This window comes from Mycolicibacter longobardus (assembly GCF_002102265.1).
In the GTDB taxonomy this organism is placed as follows: Bacteria; Actinomycetota; Actinomycetes; order Mycobacteriales; family Mycobacteriaceae; genus Mycobacterium; species Mycobacterium longobardum.
Window position 1 is genome coordinate 1 of record NZ_LQPG01000002.1, and the last position, 20083, is coordinate 20083.

The following is a 20083-nucleotide window of genomic DNA, read 5'->3' on the forward strand; positions in this document are numbered from 1 at the left end:
GGGGCGGGAGGGCGGGGAGGCCGGCCCAGGCCTCAGTTCCGCCCGAGAGAACGGCGCGAGTAGCGACGGGCGTATCCGAGGCGACGACGAATGGGTACGGGGTCGTTGACGGCGCGGCCAGAGCCGCGGCGTTTGTGCGGTTTGCACATCGCGCAACCACGCCAGGACCGGGACGGGTGATGATTGGACATCGCGCCATTCCAGAGGTTGACTCCGCATAACCACTTCCAGCAGGTATCGCCCAATGCCGATAACGTACATTATGTCAATCTGTGCTGACGGTTTGCACTGCCCCGCAATTGCTTTCGTCCGACGACGCGCGATTCCCGCGAGCCCGGCACTACAGATCGAGGACGAAGCGCAGTGCTTGGTCAATGACTTGCATCTGTTCTGGACTGATCATTCCCTGACGAGATGACAGTCGTTCGACGGCGACCACTCGCAGTTGGTCGCAACGGGCGTAGGAAGTGTGGCTCAACCCGCTGTTCTCTGGCTCAAGTTCGACATGGCTTCGCAGACCGTAACCAGCAGTCGTGATCGGTACGACCACCACCAGACCGCCCGGTCCGTTGTTGAGAATGTCGACCGACACCACCACCGCCGGGCGACGAAAAGCCGGCTCGTGTCCGACTGGCCGGCCGAGATCGACGTGGTAGACCTCCCCTCGCCAGATCAAGCCAATGCGTCCCACTCGCGACGCTCGGCCAGGTACTGCTCCCATAGTTCGGGGTCGTTGCGCAGGCGCTGGTAATCCCCGTTGAGGCCCCGCAGGAATTCCTGCCTCTCCAAGGCGTCAATGGCTGCGTGCACGACGTCGACGACGGCGGTTTGACGAGCTTTGGCGAGAGATTGCAGCCGCTCAGAATCGAGACGGCGGACTCGGACAGTCGTAGTTTCTGCTGCCATGAAGTCAGTGTAGACGAATTGTAGACACAAGGTATGGCGGAAAACTTCGAGCGCTGCCGGCCCCCGCGCCTTCCTGGGGTGTTCCGCTACGAGATGCGTGGCGGCAGCGAAACAGTTTCGCCCGCCACGTCGATCGCGACCTTGCCGCGGAGTGCATACGACCGCCTGTTCTCCAGGAGTTCATGAGCCTCGCCCATTCGGGCGAGCGGAAGAGTCGCGCCGATGACCGGCTTCACGAGACCGCGCTCGATCAGTGTGGTGAGCGCGTCCAGCTTTCCTCGGTTCTGTCGTGTGAAGACGAAGTGATAGGCGGCGTTCCTCCCCCACGCCTCGATGAGGTTCTGCGGCTGCGCGATGTCGACGATGCTGACGACGCGTCCGAAGTCGGCGAGCGTCAGCGGGCTTCGTGTGAGCGCGTCGCCACCGATCGTGTCGAAGACGACATCGACCCCTTTGCCTCGCGTCATCTCGGCCACGGCATCGACGTAGTCCGTCGAAGTGAAGTCGATCGCCGCATCCGCTCCAAGAGAGCGCACGAACTCATGGTCGCCGGCTTTCGCGGTGGTGATCACTCGTGCGCCGATCGCGTTCGCGATCTGGATCGCGATCGTGCCGACACCGCCCGCACCTCCATGGATGAGGATCGTCTCCCCCACGGCGAGCTGAGCTCGCGTCACCAAGGCCTCCCAGACCGTTCCGCCGACGAGAGTCAGGCTCGCCGCCTCCAGGTGACTGAGGTTCTCCGGCTTCCGGCCGACGAGGTCGACGTCGGCGACGTGCTGCTCGGCGTAGGAGCCGGGGCCGCCAAAGATCCGGGGCGTGTAGTACACCTCATCGCCGGCGCGGAACTCGGTCACCTGGGATCCGACTTCCTCGATCACGCCGGAGATGTCATGCCCGATGATCGCCGGGAGCGGCACATGATCCGCGTAGTCTCCGCGACGGATCTGATAGTCGAGCGGGTTGACGGCGGTCGCATGGACGCGCACCCGCACCTGCTGGGGTTCGACTCGCGGTACGGCGACGTCGCGCAGCTCGAAAGCATCGGCTCCTCCGAAACGGGCGAGCACAACTGCCTTCATCGAATCAGTCATATCGGTGTTCCTCGTGTGTCGTCTCCTGACTCGGGCACCTCGCGACGACGGTGCTCTCGTCCTACCCTTCGCTTTCTAGTCCCCCCACGCTCGCCTTGGCGTCCTTGATCAGCAGCAATAGGTGGAGCGGGTCCGTAGGCGACGGTTCGAACTGGTAGCGAGAGTAGAACTGCCGGGCTTGTTCGTGGAGGGCGTGCACGAGGATGGCGCGGACACCGATCTGATCAGCGACTTGGACGCTGCGAGCAATAGCGTCGCGCAACAGGTTCTCCCCCAACCCGCCGCCTTGGTGTTGGTGGTCGACTGCGAGGCGCGACAACAGGATTACCGGCACCGGGTTGGGCATGTTTCGGCGGAACCTGCCGGACAAGTCGGCGTGTGACACTGCGCCAGATGCAAGTGCGTAGTAACCGACCACTCGGCCATCACGGCACGTGACGAAGCAGCGCGACGCACCGCCGGCGTGGTTAGTCAGTGCACGCGTGCGGAGATAGTTGTCCAGGCTGGGTTCCCCACTGTGGAAGGTCGTGATGTCGTCGGACTCGCCGATCGGCCGCGGGAGGCTGTACCCACTCACGCGTCAGGGTCGAACAGCGATGGCTTGTCGAACATCTTCGCCAACGCCGGCTTGTGCTGGACAGGCCGGTCGAGCAAGGCGCTGAACTCAGCCCATGCGGCGTCATCGAGTAAGAAATGCCGACGGTCTGCGAGAACGTCGCGAGCGTGCGCGACTGTGGCACACACAGTGAAGGTTGTCAGGTCGGTCCCTTCGACCTCCGCGGCACGACGAATCAGTGCGTCCTGCTCAGGCGTCAGGCGCACCGCGAAACGTTCCGACTTAGTAGCCACCCACCTATTGTGTGCCTAATAGGCGTACAGGTCAACAAGGGTCGTCACCCGCGCCCCTCAGAGTGCTCGTAGGCCACGCAGGGTCCGTTCGATCAGTTCACGACGTTCGTCGATTGTCATCGAGTCACCGGTGGCGTGCACCCGCAAGTAACCCTGTGCCACCAGCTCGCCGACCAGGAACCGCGTCGCACCGAGCGGCAAGGACAGATGAGCGGCGATCTCTGCGACCGAGTGGCGGTGCCTACAGCACGTCAAGATCTGTTCCCGGACATCATTTTTCGGCCAGCGCGGCGGCTTTGCTCCTGAGTTGAGCGTTTCGATCACAGCCTCGAGAGGCAGTTCGACACCGGCGTTGGTGCGGCCTCCCGTCAGTACGTATGGCCGGACCAGGCTCGGTTCATTCGCGGGCTCCGGTGCTGTGAACCCGTCGCTGATCGGACCGCCATTGCGCTCCCACTGCTGACGCGTGTCGGTGTGCTTCTCCAACTTGTGGTTCTGCAAAAACCACAAGGCCTCGTCAGCGTGCACCGCAGCACGCAGCTCGCTGGAGACGACCTTGAGTACGGTGCGGTCGGTGTCGATGACGAATGTGGTCCGTCTGACCGGCAACAGCCGGGCCACCAGGCCACGGCGCCGAGCGTGCTGGCGACGCCGGGACGTCTCACGCAACACGACGGATCTACGCAGCTTCGCGAGCCGACCTCGGCGCACCCCGAACAGCTCGCACACCACTCCGTCTGCGTCGGAGAGCAACGGATAGTCGAACGACCGCTGTTGGGCGAAGTGGGCCTGCCTGTCGACGGTGTCGGTGCTGATGCCTACCCGCTGGGCGCCCAGCAGGGCGAATTCGTTGCTCAGGTCCCGAAAATGACAAGCCTGCGCCGTACAGATCGGCGAGGATGCCAATGGGAAGAAGAACAGCACAACCGGACCTTCGGAAAGGAGCGCGGAAAGCGTCCGAGGCCGACCGGTGTGATCATAGAGAGCAAAGTCAGGCGCCTTCTCGCCCGCGATCATCGGCAAAGACTAGCGCGGGGAGCCTCCGCACGGTGCGCGACTGGAGATAATTTGGGTGATCGCCACATGCCGTCGGCGGGCATGCTTCAGAACACGCAGGTGTCCCCCAACGCGGGTCCATCATGGGCCTAACGTGCCACTCCGATCCGTGAGCTTCTTCTCCTAGCCCGGGTGAACGAAAACTACGAGCGCTTCTGCTGGCCCCATCCTCAAGCGTGTGTACCTAAGACGGCGTAGCGTGCTGGATGCTCAGCACTGTCGCTCGAGAGCGGTCTAGATATGGGACATCAGTATCGGATAGTGCACGTCGGCACCGGCTACACCGGCTCTATCGCCCTGCGGCAGATCCTGAAATCGCCACGGCTGAAGTTGGTCGGCCAACTGGTTCACAGCAGCGACAAGGTTGACAGGGATTCCGGTGAACTGGTGAACCAACCCGCCGCCGGTGTGATCGCTACAGACAACCTCGATGACCTGCTGGCCCTGGACGCAGATTGCGTGACCTACTTCGCAGCTGTGTCCGGTCGCGAAGCCAGCGATATTGTCGACCAGCTATCAGCAATGCTCGCGAGCGGAAAGAACGTCGTGACGCCGTCCTATCACGCGTTGTTCCACCCACCCACCATCGACGAAGCCTCAAGGAACAAGCTGGAAGCTGCATGCCGGCAAGGACATAGCTCCTTGCTGGCCACTGGGATTGCGCCAGGCTTCGCCACCGATATCCTCGCAGTGCATACAGCAAGCATGACCGAACTGCCCACAAAGGTGTCTGTTGACGAACGCATTCCATGCGGGGCTTATCGCGTGCCGGGCTTCTTCGCGATGCTTGGCTTTGGCCGAACCGCTGAACAAGATGCCGAAACGTATCGCCCTGGATTCATGGTCCCCACAGTCACCCCATCCCTACGACTTCTAGCCCAAGGCCTGGGACTACAGCTGGACGAAGTCCACGAGCACCGAGACATCGCAGTCGCAGATCGTGACTACCACTTCGACGCCGGCCAGATCCCCGCCGGCACAATTGCCAGCGTGCGGATGCGGTTCGACGGCGTCGTCGGTGGCCAGCAGCGCTTGCACTACTCGTCGATCTGGTCGATGCCTGATGAAGCGGTCGAAGACTGGCAACCACAGATAGCGGCCGACAGTCCGACTCGACGGCTCACCCGAATTACCGTCGAGGGCAATCCCCCGGTTCAACTCGACTTTGCCCTCAACGGTGGGGAGCTCCCCGGCTCAACCGCTACTGCCGCGCGAGTGGTGAACGCCATCCCAGCGGTCTGCGCCGCCAACCCCGGTGTCCTCAGTGCACTCGACCTTGTTGTGCCTGCCCACGCAGCACCGAGCTAAGGCGGCGCGACGAAGACCCCTAACGCGGGAACAGGACTCCGCTCTTCATTTCGGCGAGCCGCATCCCAACCGCCTGGCAGATCTGCCGCAGCCGACAACATCCGAAGCGACTCCGCCACTGACTCCATCGGTCCCATGCTGCGGGTGATCCGGCACATCGTGATCGCGCCGTGCAAGTGGAAAGCGCAGTGTTGGCGAGCGCCTCAGCCCGATCCGGAGCGGCGCCGTCCGCCTCGAACGCGGCCGCCACAGCGTCACGCCAGATGAGGTAGACCTCCGCGGCGCGCGCCGCCAACTCCTCTTCCCCCAACCCGGGATTCACCGCCGCGGCCGCCACCGGACACCCCGCCCGGAAGTCACTGTCGATCAACAACCCGCGGATCCACCCTTGGCGGCCGCCCGCTCGATCATCCCGGCGTACGACTCCCCCGCATATTCGAGCGTCCTGCGCAGCAGCTCTGCCCTTCCGCCCGGAAAGTGGTGATACACCGAGCCCCGAGGGCACCCACTCCGGGCAAGCACTTCGTCGATGGAGAGCCCAACCGCGCCGCGTTCACGCATCACCACGATCGCAGCATCCAGCATGCGACGACGTGTCTCTCCCCGCGGCGGCATCCGGAGACCTAGCCCACAGGATCTGAATCGATTTCCGCGGAATAGATTTCGGCGATCCCGCGCAAGTTGGCCTGGAGCCCCTCCCGCCATTCGGCGAGGCGATTGTCGATGATCCGCCCCTCCTTCTCCGGCATCCGGTCGATGGCGAAGCTGAGGCCCGAGCGGCCTGGCCCCATCCGCCCCCACTGCCGCACAAGGGTCCCGTCTCGGACGGGTTCGACCTCGAACGCCCAGGATGCGCTGGGCTCACCATCGGCGCCCGTCACATCCCAGACCCAGCGCCGGCCGTCCTCGACCTCCACGATGACCGACTCCGTACTCCACTCCCCGAGGGCGGCGTGGTTATTGCGGCCCCGGAAGCGGTTTCCCACCGCCACCGAGTCCCCCTGAATCCACTCGACCGCCGCCAGCTCAGCCGAGAACCTCGCAGGCAACGTCACGTCGGTGACCAGCTCCCAGACCCGCCGCGGGTCTGCCGCGATCACCGCGGATTCCTGAACGATGGGCGCATCCCGATACCGTCGCGGAGCGGGTCGCCGCGTTGGAAGTCCTGGTGGCCGCCGCACACGTCTGAGCGGGCACGCGTACCCCCGCACTCGCCGAAGGTCCGCCCGCAGAGCTACCGTTGCCATGGGTCGAGGTCACCGCCGGCGACAAGGGAGCATCGACATGCTGAAGTACGAGATCCACGGCACGGGCGCGCCCTTGGTCCTCGTCCACGGAATCACCCACCGCAGGCAGGCCTGGTACCCGGTCCTCGAGCATCTGACCGACCATCGCACCGTGGTGCTCTTCGACCTGCCCGGCCACGGCGAGTCCCACGATTTGGTGGTGCGCGACGGCGACGTGCAGGCAACCTTGCGCACCGAGCTCCTTGAGTTGCTGGACCAACTGGGGATTGAGCGTCCGCATATCGCCGGAAACTCTCTCGGCGGTCGCATCGCGCTGGAGGCCGCCGCCGACGACCTGGTCGCGAGCGCAACGGTGCTGTCCCCCGCGGCTTACTGGCACAACTCGCTCGACTTCGCCTACGTGCGCATGGTCTTCCGGTTCCTGACCACCAGCGCCCGAATGCTGGCGCCCGTGGTGCCGACGTTGGCTCGGTCGTCGGTGGCGCGGCGAATGATGGGTGCGGTGGTCTCGGCCCACCCCGAGCGGATCCCCGCCGAGGAGTTCGTGGCCGACCTCTACGGCATGAAGCGGGCCATTCCCGCGATGAAGATGATCTTCCCGGCGGCCACAGTGTTCGACCGCGAGATCGCGGCCGACATCCCGGTGACCGTCGCATGGGCCGCCCGCGACCGGATCCTGCTGCCCTACCAGGCGCGTATCGCCGAGCAGCGACTCCCCCAGGCCCGCCACCTCCGCCTGCACGGGTGCGGCCACGTGCCGATGGCCGACGACCCCGAGTTGATCGCACAGGTACTGCTTGAGGGCAGCGCACCCGGCGGCTCGCAGGCCCAGGCGTCCTGACGCCCTTCCCTGCGTCGGCGGGAGTGCTTGAATAAGCCGTGCCCAACCGCATCCAGTCTTTGCTCGGGGTGCAATACCCCGTGGTCCAGGCGCCAATGACCTACATCGCGCGCGCCGAACTGGCGGCCGCGGTGTCAGAGGCCGGTGGGCTCGGAGTGATCGAAACCCTCACCCCCGAGGGGCGCGCCGACCTGCGGCGGGTGCACGAGCTCACCGACAAGCCGGTGGCGGCGAACCTGATGATCCAGGGCTGGAAAAAGGATCCTTCGATCGTCGACAAGCTGGCCGAAGCCGGCGTGCGGCACGTCTTCACCTCAGCCGGTGATCCGGCGCTGTTCACCAAGCTGCTGCACGACGCCGGTATGACGGTGGTGCATGTGGTCGGATCGCTCAAAGGTGCACACAAGGCGGCCGAGGCCGGTGTCGATGCACTGGTGGTCGAAGGCGTCGAGGGCGGCGGTTTCAAATCACTGCTCGGCGCCTCGACGATGGTCCTGCTCCCCCTGATCGCCGAGAACGTGAACCTGCCCATCATCGCCGCCGGTGGCATCTGCGATGCGCGGTCGGCGGCGGCAGCACTGGTGTTGGGCGCCGAGGGCGTGCAAATGGGCACGCGGATGCTCGCCAGTCAAGAATCCATGGTGCACACCAACTTCAAGGATGCGATCGTGGCCGCAAACGACGCGGGCACAGTACTTCTCGACATTCCGGGCAACCCGACCATGCGGGTCTTGCGGACGGGGCTGGCGGCTCGCGTCGCCGCACACGACCCGACGGCCCAACTGCTGGGAAAGGTCACCGAGCTCTATTTCGACGGCGATATGGAAGCCAGTGTCGCCAACACCGGCCAAGTGTCGTCGCGAATTGTCGATCTTCTCCCGGTGGCCGAGATCATTCGCCGCACCTGGGGTGAGATCGAAGCTGTTCTGGACGCGGCGCGGTTGCGGAGCGGGACGTCGCGAACCCCATGACTGAACACGACTCGCAACCCGATTCGCAATCCAATTCGCAGCGTGGAACGGCGATCTCACGTTTTCATCTGTTCAACGTGCTCGGAGTGATCGCCATCCCCGCCATCGGCTGGTTCACCCAGCGTTGGTCCGGTGCGACGACGCTGGCGGTGTACTGGTTCGAGAACGTCGCGATGTGCCTGTTCGTGATTGCCCGCATAGCCGTGCACCGGCGCTGGACCCCCAAATACGGGCACTTCCGCTATCGCGCACCGCAATCCGGCGGCCCGACCGGCAACCAATCCTTCCTGGGCGGCTTCGCCCTGATCAGCCTGGCCTTCTGTGCTGCCCACGGGGTCTTCCTCGGCGCCATTCTCGCGATCCTGATGCACAACCGTGCCCCCGAACTGCAGCTCCTCAATCTCGACTGGCGCAGCATCGGATGGGGCTGCCTGTTCGTATTGGCTTTTCTGACACTGGATTTCCTCCTCGACCTGGTCGAACTGCGTAGCTGGTCCTTCCGGGACATCGAGCAGACCGCGAATACCGGACTGGGCCGGGTCATGGTGGTGCACCTGACATTGCTGCTCGGCTTCGCCGGTATCGCCGCCACCGATGCCCCCAGCACGCTGTTCGGGGTGTTCGTCGTGCTCAAGTCCCTCGCCGCACTCAGCAGTGTGGTTCCTCAATGGGAGCCGGAGCGCCCGCCGCGCTGGCTCACCAATCTGTTGAACCGAGTCCCCAATATGCATCCGGGCGAGAGCTTCGAGGACTACTGGGTCAAGGACCAAGCCAACGAGCGAGATCGGCAGCGCCGCAACGAGAAGCCCTGGCCGACGACCCGGTAGCCCTACCCGATCGAGATTCGTCGCGCGATCTCGCCGTAACGCTCGAAGCGTTCGGTGTCGCCAAGCGCGTTGTACAGGACCAGGCGAGTCGCAACTCCCCCGTATTTGTCGATCAGCCTGTCCGCCAGCTCATCCCACGTCGACTCGGTCGCGAAGGTGGCAAGGTGCTCGTCGGTGATCTGAGCGGCCATGCCCGAGAAGTCGCCGGCCTTCTGCTTCTCGCGGATACGCGCGGTTGTGCCCTCGAACCCGGCCTCATCCCAGATGAACGCGTAGTTCGGCGTGCTTCCGTAGAAGCTCATGCTGGCGCGCACGAATTCCCGCTCCTTGTGGCGCTCTTCGTCGGTGTCGCCGACGATCGTCATCGCGGGCACGATGATCGCGATGTCAGACGATGAGCGGCCCGCCTTCTCGGCACCTTCGGCCACCTTTGGCGCAACGTGGCGTTTGAGATAGCCGGGCTCGCCAAGCGGATGGACATGCACACCGTCAGCCACCTCGCCGGCCATCCGCAGCATCCACGGATTCACCGCCGCGATATCCACCTGGGGATCAGGTGCGTCGATCGGTCCCGGGCTCCACTGCGGAGTGATGAAATCGAGGTCGTAGAACGGCCCGTGATGATCCAGCTTCCCGGTCCGGAATGCGGCAAAACACGCCTTCACGGCCAGCACATAGTCCCGCAGGCGAGGACCAGGATGATCGAACGTCGCACCGTAGCGCCGCACGACATGGGTACGCACCTGGGTGCCGAGGCCGAGCCGGAACCTGCCACCGGAAGCCTCCTGCAGTTCCCAGGCGGTAGCGGCCGTGACGAACGGACTGCGCGGAAAGGCAACCGCGACTCCGGTCGACAGCTCCAGGCCGGGTGCGGCCTGGGATGCAAGGGCGACGTTGAGATAGGCGGTGCGGCCCGCCTCGGTGAACAGCAGGCCGGAGAAACCGGCCGCCTGGGTACGCCGGGCAAGCTCGCCGACTTTCCCCAAATGCTGCGGGAGGGTCATGACGTCTATTTGCACGTCGAGAGCCTACGGCGGTCGGGCCGTGCCACCAGTGGAATCACTCGGGAGGCGTACCGAGTACTTCGATCTGGCATCGCGGGCCATGGGCTCGGGCAAGCCTTCCATCCAGAGTGACCAACGTAGCGTTCAGCGCTTCGGCAAGAGTGACGTAAAACGCGTCCCACCCGCGTACCGAATCTCGCAGTTCCCACACCCGATCGAGCATCCAGCGATGCGAGAAGCGTTCGCCTGGCCAGTCGCGCAAGTCAGCCACCGCCTGCCCCGCAGCCGTCCCATCGAGGCCTCCGCTCAGGTACTGCGCACGGATGACGCCGAGCACCTCTACGTCGATGATTTCGGGAGCTGCATGATCAGCGTCCGACGCCAATCGTTGCGCTATTTCCCGCGCCCGTGGCGTGTCTGCCAGCACTTCGAACAGACATGAAGCATCAACGACCAGCATGCGGCCACTCGCCACGCCACTCGTCTAGGACGGTCAAGACCTCCGCGGTCGTCACCTGCGAAGGGCGACGTCCGGTTCGTCGCAGCCATTCCGCGATCGATGGTCGAGCCGCCAGTCGGGCCGCCTCGCGACGCAGCAACTCAGGAACCGTGATCCCCTCCTCCGCGCCTAGTCGCACCAGCGCCGCGTACACATCGTCATCGATGTCACGAATTTGCACTGTCTTAGGCATAATTGCAGGATATCATGCATATACGCATGAGCCCATGCGTGATTCATCCGTCATGGGCATCGGACTGACGGATCACCTGTAGCGTGTCGAGCGTGAAGCCCACTCGGATGCATTCCTTCGTCGCCGTCGCCGCCAGTGTCGCGGCCATCGTTCTCCCCCTCGCCGGGGCCGGCACGGCGTCGGCTGCCGACACCTGTCCCACCGCCGCACCCGCCAGCGCTGGCACGCCGGAGTGGACACTGGCCGGGGCCACCGGCAGCGTCGCCGTCACCGGATCCACCGATACAGCAGCGCCGCGGGTGGATGTGTCCACACCGTTCAGCGTGACCCAGACCCAGGTACACACGTTGCAGGCCGGCGACGGCCCGGTGGTTCCGGGGACGGCCAAAGTATCGGTCTGCTACATGGGCGTCAACGGTCGCGACGGGTCGGTGTTCGACAGCAGCTACAAGCGCGGTACCCCGGTTGACTTCCCGCTCAACGGAGTTGTGCCGGGCTTCCAGAAAGCGATCGCCGGGCAGAAGGTGGGCTCCACGGTCGCGGTGGCGATGACGTCCGAGGACGGCTACCCCGACGGTCAGCCCGGTGCCGGCATCCGCCCCGGTGACACCCTCGTGTTCGCCATCAAGGTCCTCGGCGCTACAGGCTGATCCGCGCGGCTTAAGTCGCTCGCAGCGCCCCTCCCCTCGACCCCTCCCCTCGACTGGGAATCTCACGACGTGACGCGCCGGTTGAGCGTCGTGGTTTTCCCCCTCGCGGGCGTTCCGCGGACCGCCAACCGCATCAGGTAGCGTGCGCTCATGGCCGACCGCAACCGCCGCTTCCTCCTCCGTGAACGCCCCGCCGGCCGCATCGGCCCGGACACCTTCGAACTCAGCGAGCAAGCGGTGCCGGCGATCGGAGATGGCGAGGCGCTGGTGCGCGTCGACTGGATCTCCCTGGACCCGACCAACCGCATGTGGATCAACGACACTCCGTCCTACCTGCCCCCGGTCGGCATCGGAGAGGTCATGCGCGCGGCCGGACTGGGTGTGGTCGTCGCGTCGAACAACCCGAACTTTCCCGTCGGCCAGACCGTTCAGGGCCTGACCGGTTGGCAGGAGTACGTGGTGGTCTCGGACTCGATGCCGTTGTTCCCGGTCGACATCGCCCCGGGCGTCTCGCCGAGCGTCTACATGGGCGCGCTCGGAATGACCGGGCTGACGGCGTGGATCGGGATCCGCGACATCGGCAAGCCGAAGCCGGGCGAGACCGTCGTCGTCTCGGCCGCGGCGGGCGCGGTGGGTTCGGTCGCCGGTCAGCTCGCCAAAGCCGACGGCGCGCGTGTCGTCGGGATCGCCGGCGGTCCGGAGAAGTGTGCGCTGCTGACCGATCAGCTCGGCTTCGACGCGGCCGTGGACTATCGCGCCGACGACTGGGCCGCCCAGCTTGCCGCCGCAACCCCTAACGGCATCGACGTCGACTTCGAGAACGTCGGCGGCGACATCATGGACGCGATCTTCGCGCGCATCAATATCGGCGCGCGAATCGCGCTGTGCGGACTGATCTCCGGTTACAACGCGATCGACCCCCCGCCGGGACCGCGCGCATTCGGGAACCTGCTGATCCAGCGCGCAACCTTGCAAGGCTTCATCGTGCTCGACCATTTCCTTCGAGCGCCGGAGGCGAACAGCGAGATCGCCGGTTTAATCGCCGCGGGAAAGCTGACACCACTGGAGACCGTCGTGGAGGGCTTTGAGCAGCTGCCGACCGCCATCAACATGCTGTTCGACGGTAAGAACGTCGGCAAGCTCGTGGTGAAGATCTCCGATTAGGGCCGGGCTGTAGCGTGGCCAAGATGAATTCGCGTATCTCCCGGTTCGTCGTACTGGCCGCCGGTGCCGCCTCGTTGGCGTTGGCGCTGGCCGCCTGTGGCGGTTCGGACACCGACGCCTCCTCGACGAAGTCGTCGTCGGTCACCGACCTGTTCATGCCGCCCGGTGGCGAGAGCGTCACCGCCTGCCCTTCCACGCCGCCGGCTGAGGGTGTCGCCGCCGACTGGACATTGAAGGGTGCCACCGGCAGCATCGCGGTGACCGGCTCCACGAACTCTGCCGCCCCGAGCGTCGTCGTGACCGGACCGTTCAAGGTGGCCCAGACCGAAGTCCACACCCTGCACGCCGGGGAGGGACGCGTCGTCGGGGAGAACGCGACGGTCTCGGTCTGCTACATGGGCGTCAACGGACGCGACGGGTCGGTGTTCGACAGCAGCTATGAACGCGGCAAGCCGGTCGACTTCGGACTGGACCGGGTGGTACCGGGCTTCCAGAAAGCCATTGCGGGACAGAAGGTCGGGTCGACGGTGGCGGTCGCGATGGTCCCCGCCGACGGCTATCCGCAGGGCCAGCCGGCCGCCGGGATCCTGCCGGGCGACACGCTCGTCTTCGCGATCAAGATCCTCAACGCCTCCCGCTGAGCCAAGCGGCCCGTCATGGAATCGGCACGGGTGGATCGCTGGTTGTGGGCGGTGCGGCTGACCAAGACCCGGCCGGACGCCGCTGCGGCATGCCGAGGCGGGCACGTGCGGGTCAACAACCGGCCCGCCAAGCCGGCGACCACCGTCTCACCCGGCGACGTGGTGAGTGCCTTGATCGGTGATCGCACTCGGATTGTCGAGGTGCTGCGGGTGGTTCAGAAGCGGGTCGGCGCCCCCGACGCGGCGACCTGCTACCTGGATCGAACACCGCCTCCCACACCGCCTTCCGCGACGCCGGTGGCCGCGCGGGACCGCGGTGCCGGGCGGCCGACCAAACGGGATCGGCGGGCGCTGGACAAGTGGCGGGCCCAGCAGGGCTGAACGCCGTTACTGCGGGTGGGTGGCCAGATACTCCGCGACCGGAATCCGCGACGACGACGCGTACCCGACCGGCAGCAGAAGGTCCCCGGCGGTGGTGCGGTAATAGGTGTCCCACCGGTAGTAGCCGGCAAATCCGGCCGGGTCGCCTCCGATCACCGCGGCGTAGTCGTTGACGGCCCGCACGTAGTAGTCGGAGTGGTTGTAGTTCCAGATCGCCTTGTCCCGATTGGTGGCAAAACCGTTGGAGGCCAGTAACCTACCGGCCGCCATGATGCTGTCGCGCGGTGAGTGGATGTCTCCCCCGTTGCCGTAGGCCGCGAACGTCGAGGGCAGGAACTGCATCGGGCCCTGTGCGGCGTCATCGCTGACACCGTTGATGCGGCCGAAGCCGGTCTCGACGAAGTTGATGGCCGCCAGGTAGTTCCACGGCACTCCGCTCTCCGCCTCGGCCGCACGGTAGCTGGCCACCAATTCATTGGCCGGCACCGGTGGGACCACCCGCCACGCCGGCAGGCTCTCTTTCGGCTCGGTGAGCGCCATCAGTTGCCGGCGGGCGTCGATATTGCGGTCATAGACCGCCAGTAGCGCCGACGGAACCTGCGGGCGGGCGACCGGATCCCACTCGGGATGCGCACCGAGGGTGCGGTAGGCGACCTGTTGGCGGCGCGCCGCGGCCGAGAGCACCTGCTCCGGCGACGACGGGTTGCGCAACGTCTGGTCGGCAGCCACCAGGTCGGCCACCAGCGCCGCCGGGTCCGCTCCCGGCGCGGCCGCGGCGGGCGCCATCGCGGCAGCAAGAGCGAAGACCAGAGTGGCGGCGTAGCGCAGTAATCGAACAACCATGCCGTTCATCTTCGCCCCTGGGCGGTCCTAAACTGCGCAAGGCCACCAACCCGAGCGTTCCCGGGCGCCTAGAACATGTTCCGCTTTGAGGCATAGGTGGCATCATCATCCCTGGTCATCTCTGCTGACGGGAAACTATCGGCTGTTACATTGAGGCCATGACCACCACCAGTGTGACGACCGATGTCGTCATCGTCGGCTACGGCGCGGCCGGTACCTGCGCCGCGATCACCGCTCGCGAACTGGGAGCCGAGGTTGTCGCGGTGGATCGCGCCAACGGCGGCGGCGCCACCGCGATCTCCGGGGGAATCATCTACGCCGGCGCCGGGACCTCGGTTCAAAAGGAAGCCGGCGTCCCGGACTCCGCCGAGCAGATGCTGGACTACCTGCGCCTGGAAGTCGGTGACGCGGTCCGCCCGGAAACCCTGCAGCGCTTCGTCGACGGCAGCCCGGAGATGATCGACTGGTTGCAGGCGCGCGGGGTGCCGTTCAACTCCGGCCTGTGCCCCTACAAGACGTCGTTTCCGAACAACCGCTACTACCTGTACCACTCGGGCAGTGAGAACGCCGGAGCATTCCGCGCCCACACTCCGCCGGTGCAGCGCGGCCACCGCGCCTACGGCAAAGGGACTTCGGGAAAGCAGATCTATGCGCCGCTGGCCGAATCGGCCCGCAAGCTCGGGGTGGACTTCCGCCCGCACACGACCGTCACCGAGTTGCTGCAGGACTCGTCGGGACGGGTGATCGGCGTGCGGGCCACCACCATGGGCCAGGCACCGCGGCGCATCCAGCGGCGCTACGCGCGCATGTCCGCACTGTCGTCGAAGCCCGGCGTCTACTACCCCCCGCTGCGCGCCGCGATGGACCGGCGGCTGGAGAAGCTGCAACGGCGCTACGGCCGGCCGATAGAGATCATCGCGCGGCGCGGCGTGATCATCTGCGCCGGAGGCTTTATCGCCAACACCGAGTGGCGCAAGCGCTACGCACCGGAGTTCAACGGCGGCCTGCCCCTGGGCACCAGCGGCGACGACGGCAGCGGTATCGCGCTGGCGCAGAGCGTGGGCGCGGTGACCGACCACATGGACAACGTCTCGGTCTGGAAGTTCATCACGCCACCGAGTGCCTTCATCTCCTCGATCATCGTCGACGCCGACGGCCGGCGGGTGATCGACGAATCCCGTTACGGCGCAGCGGTCGGCCAGGCCATGGTGAAGAACCACGGCAGCCGGGGCTGGATCCTGGCCGACGCCCGGCTCATGTCCGAGGCCCGCAAACAGCTGCTCACCCAAACCCTGTGGTTCCAGCGTGCCCAGGGCGCCGCACTGATGTTCAGCGGCACCGTGCGCGGCGCGACGCTGGAGCAGGTCGCCCGGGCCGCCGGCATCGATCCCGAAGGACTGCAGGCCACCGTCGCCGCGCACAACGACGCGATCGACTCCGGCACGCAAGATCCGGCCGGCAAACCTGCCGACTTCTGCCGGCGCATCGACCAGGCCCCGTTCACCCTGATGGATATCTCGGTGCAGCCCAACGTGTTACGCCCCACCCCGATGCTCACGCTGGGCGGGGTCCGGGTCGACGAGGACACCGGCGCGGTCATCGACGCCGACGGCAGTCCGATCCCCGGGCTCTACAGCGCCGGCCGCACCGCCGTCGGTGTCGCGTCACGCTCCTACGTCAGCGGGCTGTCGATCGCCGACTGCGTGTTCGCCGGGCGGCGTGCCGGAGCCAGCGCGGCCGTCAACCGGCCCAGCTGAACCTTCAGTCCGTCGGGTCCTCGATCAGTCTCCGAAACCCGTTGGCCGGGTAGGTGTTCGCACCTGCGTGCCGAACCCGATCCGCCAGGGCGGTATCGGATGTCACTACGGTGATGTCCTGGGGCCGCTCGTCGGCTCGGACCAAGCGGACGATCTCATCGTCGGCGGCGTTCGCGCCGGCCCGCGGTGCCGCCGCGATCATCACGGTCGCGGACTCGATCGGCGGTGACGGTGGTTTCTCGAACACCACGGTCACCTGCCGGCCCTCCGCGGCCGCCCAGTTCTCGAGCCGCGTGGTCAACCGGACCATTGCCGCGTGACGGTCCTTCCACCAGCCGTCCGGGCGAGAACCGATCACGTTCATCGCGTCGACGATCCACCGCACGACTCCGACGGTACGGTGCGGTCATGGAACTGGTCACCTATGAGTGCAATGACCACGTCGCGACCATCACCCTGAACCGGCCCGAGGCCCGCAACGCCATCAACGGGGCGATGCGCAACGACCTCAACGCCGCCTGGGACCGGTTCCGCGCCGACGAGGACGCCTGGGTCGGGGTTCTGACGGCCGCCGGCCCGGTGTTCTGCGCCGGGGCCGACCTCAAGGATCCCGCGGGCGCGGTCGGCACGTTTCCCGGCACGTTCTGGGAGAAGCCCACCATCAACTCGTTCGAGAGTGGCATGGAGCTGTTCAAACCGACCATCGCCGCCGTGCACGGTCCGTGTGTCGGCTACGGGCTGACCGGCCTGTTGTTCTGCGACTTCGTGATCGCCAGCACCGACGCGGTGTTCCGCTTCCCGGAGGTGTCGCTGGGCGTGCCCACCATCGTCGGGGCCATCCGGCTGCCGCAGCGGGTGGGCTGGGCCAACGCGATGGAGCTGCTGTTGACCGGAGAACCGATGAGCGCCCGGCGCGCCAAGGACATCGGCCTGGTGTGGAAGCTGGTCGACCCGGATGTCCTGCAGGAAACGGCCCTGGCCTGGGCACGTACCCTCACCCGGGCCGCTCCCCTGGCCCAGCGGGCCACCAAGGAGGTGGCGTGGCGCAGCGCCGACATGAGCTGGATCGACGCCGTCCGATTCGGCGAGACCATGCGCAAGGTGGCCGGGGCCACCGAAGACGTCGCCGAAGGCCTGCAGGCCTGGCGGGAGCAGCGACCGCCGCGCTGGCGGGGCCGCTGACCCTTAGGCCGCGGCCAGCGCGGCCAATGCCGCGTCGTAGTTCGGCTCTTGGCCGATCTCCGGAACCAGCTCGGTGTAGGCAACCTTGCCGTCCGCGCCGATCACCACGACCGCCCGGCCCAGCAGCCCGGCCAGCGGACCGTCGGTGATGGTGATCCCGTAGTCCGCGCCGAAGCTGTCCCGGAAGCCCGAGGCGCTGGTGACGTTCTCGATGCCCTCGGCCCCACAGAACCGCTTCAGGGCGAACGGCAGGTCGTTGGAGACACACAGCACGGCCCCACCGGCCGCGGCGGCACGCTCGTTGAAGGTCCGCACGCTGGTCGCGCATACCGGAGTGTCCACCGACGGGAAGACGTTCAGCAGGACCGGCTTACCGGCGAAACTGCCGCTGTCGACCACACTGAGGTCGGTTCCGGTCAAGGTGAAGGCGGGAGCGGCCGAACCCACGGCCGGCAACTCACCCGAGGTGTTGATCTGGTTTCCACGTAACGTGATCTGCGCCATGGCAACAGTCTGCCAAGCGCGTCAATGGGCGTCCACGGCGGGCTGCTGTTGCTCCGCCAGGATCGGTGGGACGGTCGCCGCGGCCACGATGCTCAAGTAGGCAGCCGTGAAACACAACACCACGTACCACAGAGAACCCACCGGGTCGCCGTCGGCGGTGAGCCCGCCGGACGCGCCGAGGTAGTCCGGCAGGGCCGTCAGCCACAGCACGGTCATCACCGACAGGTACACCGCGGCGTAGCGGACCATCAGCGGATTGTCGTAGCGGCCGGCGACGAAAAGATTCAGCCGCAGCCGCCGCCATTGACTGACCAGCACCGGTATGGCCACCGCCGCAATCACGAGAAGCTCGACCGCATAAGCGATCCCGAGCAACTTACCGTCAGTGGCGGCACCGAGCAGGGTGGCCGGCAACGGCAGGATGAAGGTCCCGAGCGAGGCCAGGATCCCGATGACGACGGTCCGCCAGATCAGCTGCGGCCCGCCGAACCTTGCACCCTGATCCACCTGGCGGCCGACCAACAGTTGGACGCTGAAGGCCAGCGACGCCGGCCACAGCGCCGCGAACACCACGACACTGCCCAGCGGCACCGAGGTGAACATGGGCTGGTTCAGCGGGTTGTCCACCGACCATTCCCACCAGCGCAGCTGCGGGCCGAGGTGGTCGAAGATCTCGTAGAAGGCGTGGTGGACGAAGCCCACGCAGATCGCACCCACGATGGTGCCGTAGCGGCGGAATACCCCCAGGATGCGGACGATCTCAAAGGAGATCGTCGCCATCATCGGATAGATCGCGACGATGTACAGCGGCAGCCGGCCCCACAGGAATTCGACGCTGAACACGTTGTGCGCGAACATCGTGTCGACGTGATCAGAGATCCCGAACGCGCCCGGAAAGTACAGCGGCGGTTCGATGATCAGCAGATAGGCGATCGCCCCGAACCACAGCGCCAGGTTGGTGGCGTCCCCGCGGCGGTATCGCAGGATCGCGTAGACCAGCGCAAGCACCGCCCCGGTGATCACCGTGACCTCCAGGACCGGCAGCGTCCAGTTCTCCAGCTGCAGCGGATTACGGAATTCGACCAGTCCCCCGGCTTCGCCGCAGGAGAAGCCCAGCGATTCGGCGAGGCGCTCGAATGTCGGTGTGCACAAGTCGGGCATCAGGCGCTCTTCTCCTCTGCGGTGTACCACTTGGTCACGTCGTAGCCGTCGGCGTAGCGGGCGAACCACTCGTTGGCCAGGACCGGGATCTTCTCGTGGGCCGGTTTGTGATTGGGCAGTTGGCTGCGGATGATACCGGTCACCGCGGTGGCCATCTCACGCTTCGGCAGATGTTTGAACGCGTCGACCACCGGGCCCTGATCGGCCGGCCAGCCGAACGGAATCCGTCGCCGCCAGGCCTGCTTGCCGCGGTAGGTGGTGAACAGTGACAGCGCGTCGACTTTGCGGTCCTCCAGCGGAACGTGCCGGTTGAAGCCCTCGCACGCCACTTTGATCACGCTCATGACGTGCTTGAAGATCGACGGCGCCATCCGCATCCGGTACCACGGATCGTTGATGACGTGGTCGTAGATGATCAGTGCGGAACTGCGGTGCTCGACCTCTTCGACGAAGTGCCACAAGAACAGTGACGCGACCCGGTCGTCACCCGGCGCGAACAGCGTGTCGTCATGGTCGAGCATCAGTTTGAACACCGGGGTGAAGGTGGCCTCCAGGTCGGCGGTATAGGCCAACCGGTAGCTCAGCGACTTCTCCGCGCTCATCTTGTCGAACATGCCGTTGCACTCGTCGACGGTCTCCTTGAGACCCGGGTAGGCCCTGATCAACGCTTTCGCGTGCCCACGGTGGGCCATCGAGTGCTGGCCCTCCTGGCGGACGAACGCGTCGGCCTCCTCGGCGACCGCCGGGTCGGTGATCAGCGGCATGGCCTCGGTGATCATGCCGCCGATCATCTTCTCGAATCCGATGGCCAGCAGCGACACCGCGTTGGCCATCGACGAGAACGCCGGGTTGGCCTCGTTCCAGAGGAACGGCACGGGGTACTCGGCGAAGGCGAAACGCAACTTGCGCACAATCAGGTCGGTCATCGCTACCTCAACTCAGAACATACAACTAGACGCCTTCGCGTATGATTGTTCGATGCATCACCGTTGTCAAGCGAGTCGC

The 20083-nt window shown here is 65.9% G+C and carries 26 protein-coding genes; 10 read left to right on the forward strand and 16 right to left on the reverse strand.

Translation table 11 applies throughout. The annotated features are described in order from the left end of the window. Nucleotides 1-340 precede the first annotated feature (340 nt). From AWC16_RS00020 to AWC16_RS25445, 6 genes are all read right to left on the reverse strand, one after another. Entirely contained in the window at nt 341-691 is a 351-nt protein-coding gene (locus AWC16_RS00020) for a type II toxin-antitoxin system PemK/MazF family toxin (RefSeq protein ID WP_234812057.1), read from the reverse strand. Next, nucleotides 673-906, reverse strand: coding sequence for a hypothetical protein (locus AWC16_RS00025; protein WP_085262794.1), 234 nt, complete (start codon nt 904-906; stop codon nt 673-675). Before AWC16_RS00025 ends, AWC16_RS00020 begins: the two co-directional genes overlap by 19 nt. Before the next feature lie 86 nt (nt 907-992). After that, the gene (locus AWC16_RS00030) at nt 993-2000 is read right to left on the reverse strand and encodes a zinc-dependent alcohol dehydrogenase family protein (protein WP_085262795.1); all 1008 of its coding nucleotides are present in this window, start codon (nt 1998-2000) and stop codon (nt 993-995) included. Nucleotides 2001-2061: 61 nt separating this feature from the next. Beyond that, nucleotides 2062-2577: a GNAT family N-acetyltransferase gene (locus AWC16_RS00035; protein WP_085262796.1), complete on the reverse strand. Its 516-nt coding sequence runs from the start codon at nt 2575-2577 to the stop codon at nt 2062-2064. After that, on the reverse strand, nt 2574-2849 hold the full coding sequence (locus AWC16_RS00040; RefSeq protein WP_085262797.1) for a type II toxin-antitoxin system TacA family antitoxin: 276 nt from the start codon (nt 2847-2849) through the stop codon (nt 2574-2576). Before AWC16_RS00040 ends, AWC16_RS00035 begins: the two co-directional genes overlap by 4 nt. A gap of 57 nt (nt 2850-2906) precedes the next feature. Then, the gene (locus AWC16_RS25445) at nt 2907-3866 is read right to left on the reverse strand and encodes a peroxiredoxin (protein WP_085262798.1); all 960 of its coding nucleotides are present in this window, start codon (nt 3864-3866) and stop codon (nt 2907-2909) included. A 300-nt stretch (nt 3867-4166) separates the two neighbouring features. On the opposite strand from AWC16_RS25445, the gene AWC16_RS23800 reads away from it, so the two are divergent. Continuing rightward, nucleotides 4167-5213 (forward strand): hypothetical protein, encoded by a 1047-nt coding sequence (locus AWC16_RS23800; protein WP_133055889.1) that lies wholly within the window; start codon nt 4167-4169, stop codon nt 5211-5213. A 19-nt stretch (nt 5214-5232) separates the two neighbouring features. On the opposite strand, the gene AWC16_RS25760 is transcribed toward AWC16_RS23800, so the two are convergent. Genes AWC16_RS25760 through AWC16_RS00055 form a run of 3 tightly spaced genes read right to left on the reverse strand, consistent with a single transcriptional unit; the run spans nt 5233 to nt 6394 of the window. Further along, on the reverse strand, nt 5233-5550 hold the full coding sequence (locus AWC16_RS25760; RefSeq protein WP_409370676.1) for a hypothetical protein: 318 nt from the start codon (nt 5548-5550) through the stop codon (nt 5233-5235). A gap of 29 nt (nt 5551-5579) precedes the next feature. Continuing rightward, on the reverse strand, nt 5580-5918 hold the full coding sequence (locus tag AWC16_RS25765; protein ID WP_409370663.1) for a TetR/AcrR family transcriptional regulator: 339 nt from the start codon (nt 5916-5918) through the stop codon (nt 5580-5582). After that, the gene (locus tag AWC16_RS00055) at nt 5837-6394 is read right to left on the reverse strand and encodes an SRPBCC family protein (protein WP_308213328.1); all 558 of its coding nucleotides are present in this window, start codon (nt 6392-6394) and stop codon (nt 5837-5839) included. The genes AWC16_RS25765 and AWC16_RS00055 overlap by 82 nt, the downstream gene beginning before the upstream one ends. Before the next feature lie 103 nt (nt 6395-6497). Between AWC16_RS00055 and AWC16_RS00060 the strand changes: the two genes are divergently transcribed. The 3 genes from AWC16_RS00060 (at nt 6498) to AWC16_RS00070 (ending at nt 9099) form a co-directional block, all read left to right on the forward strand. After that, complete coding sequence (locus AWC16_RS00060) at nt 6498-7301, forward strand: alpha/beta fold hydrolase (protein WP_165759140.1); 804 nt, start codon at nt 6498-6500, stop codon at nt 7299-7301. 38 nt (nt 7302-7339) lie between these two features. Then, the gene (locus AWC16_RS00065) at nt 7340-8272 is read left to right on the forward strand and encodes an NAD(P)H-dependent flavin oxidoreductase (RefSeq protein WP_085262800.1); all 933 of its coding nucleotides are present in this window, start codon (nt 7340-7342) and stop codon (nt 8270-8272) included. A gap of 86 nt (nt 8273-8358) precedes the next feature. Continuing rightward, nucleotides 8359-9099, forward strand: a complete 741-nt coding sequence (locus AWC16_RS00070) for a DUF6498-containing protein (RefSeq protein ID WP_409370664.1) — start codon at nt 8359-8361, stop codon at nt 9097-9099. A gap of 2 nt (nt 9100-9101) precedes the next feature. Here the strand turns inward: AWC16_RS00070 and AWC16_RS00075 are convergent, their stop codons facing one another. Both AWC16_RS00075 and AWC16_RS00080 read right to left on the reverse strand, forming a co-directional pair. After that, entirely contained in the window at nt 9102-10118 is a 1017-nt protein-coding gene (locus tag AWC16_RS00075) for a TIGR03617 family F420-dependent LLM class oxidoreductase (protein ID WP_085262801.1), read from the reverse strand. A 40-nt stretch (nt 10119-10158) separates the two neighbouring features. Next, nucleotides 10159-10563: a type II toxin-antitoxin system VapC family toxin gene (locus AWC16_RS00080; protein ID WP_085262802.1), complete on the reverse strand. Its 405-nt coding sequence runs from the start codon at nt 10561-10563 to the stop codon at nt 10159-10161. Between the two features lie 339 nt (nt 10564-10902). Between AWC16_RS00080 and AWC16_RS00085 the strand changes: the two genes are divergently transcribed. From AWC16_RS00085 to AWC16_RS00100, 4 genes are all read left to right on the forward strand, one after another. Then, on the forward strand, nt 10903-11445 hold the full coding sequence (locus AWC16_RS00085) for an FKBP-type peptidyl-prolyl cis-trans isomerase (RefSeq protein ID WP_085262803.1): 543 nt from the start codon (nt 10903-10905) through the stop codon (nt 11443-11445). A gap of 150 nt (nt 11446-11595) precedes the next feature. After that, nucleotides 11596-12609 carry an NADP-dependent oxidoreductase gene (locus AWC16_RS00090; protein WP_085262804.1) on the forward strand — a complete coding sequence of 338 codons (1014 nt, stop codon included), beginning with the start codon at nt 11596-11598 and terminating at the stop codon, nt 12607-12609. Nucleotides 12610-12632: 23 nt separating this feature from the next. Beyond that, on the forward strand, nt 12633-13250 hold the full coding sequence (locus AWC16_RS00095) for an FKBP-type peptidyl-prolyl cis-trans isomerase (protein WP_085262830.1): 618 nt from the start codon (nt 12633-12635) through the stop codon (nt 13248-13250). A 15-nt stretch (nt 13251-13265) separates the two neighbouring features. Continuing rightward, a complete protein-coding gene (locus tag AWC16_RS00100) occupies nt 13266-13631 on the forward strand; it encodes an RNA-binding S4 domain-containing protein (protein ID WP_085262805.1) in 366 nt (121 codons plus the stop codon). Between the two features lie 6 nt (nt 13632-13637). On the opposite strand, the gene AWC16_RS00105 is transcribed toward AWC16_RS00100, so the two are convergent. Further along, entirely contained in the window at nt 13638-14474 is an 837-nt protein-coding gene (locus tag AWC16_RS00105; RefSeq protein ID WP_085262831.1) for a lytic transglycosylase domain-containing protein, read from the reverse strand. A 158-nt stretch (nt 14475-14632) separates the two neighbouring features. On the opposite strand from AWC16_RS00105, the gene AWC16_RS00110 reads away from it, so the two are divergent. After that, nucleotides 14633-16231 (forward strand): FAD-binding protein, encoded by a 1599-nt coding sequence (locus AWC16_RS00110; protein WP_085262806.1) that lies wholly within the window; start codon nt 14633-14635, stop codon nt 16229-16231. Nucleotides 16232-16235: 4 nt separating this feature from the next. Here the strand turns inward: AWC16_RS00110 and AWC16_RS00115 are convergent, their stop codons facing one another. Next, a complete protein-coding gene (locus tag AWC16_RS00115) occupies nt 16236-16616 on the reverse strand; it encodes an NYN domain-containing protein (RefSeq protein ID WP_165759141.1) in 381 nt (126 codons plus the stop codon). Nucleotides 16617-16639: 23 nt separating this feature from the next. Between AWC16_RS00115 and AWC16_RS00120 the strand changes: the two genes are divergently transcribed. After that, a complete protein-coding gene (locus tag AWC16_RS00120) occupies nt 16640-17413 on the forward strand; it encodes an enoyl-CoA hydratase/isomerase family protein (protein WP_085262807.1) in 774 nt (257 codons plus the stop codon). A gap of 3 nt (nt 17414-17416) precedes the next feature. Here the strand turns inward: AWC16_RS00120 and tpx are convergent, their stop codons facing one another. Genes tpx through AWC16_RS00135 form a run of 3 tightly spaced genes read right to left on the reverse strand, consistent with a single transcriptional unit; the run spans nt 17417 to nt 20004 of the window. Then, a complete protein-coding gene (gene tpx / locus AWC16_RS00125) occupies nt 17417-17917 on the reverse strand; it encodes a thiol peroxidase (RefSeq protein WP_085262808.1) in 501 nt (166 codons plus the stop codon). A gap of 21 nt (nt 17918-17938) precedes the next feature. Continuing rightward, complete coding sequence (locus AWC16_RS00130) at nt 17939-19078, reverse strand: hypothetical protein (RefSeq protein ID WP_085262809.1); 1140 nt, start codon at nt 19076-19078, stop codon at nt 17939-17941. Beyond that, nucleotides 19078-20004, reverse strand: a complete 927-nt coding sequence (locus AWC16_RS00135; RefSeq protein WP_085262810.1) for a metal-dependent hydrolase — start codon at nt 20002-20004, stop codon at nt 19078-19080. Before AWC16_RS00135 ends, AWC16_RS00130 begins: the two co-directional genes overlap by 1 nt. Nucleotides 20005-20083 lie beyond the last annotated feature (79 nt).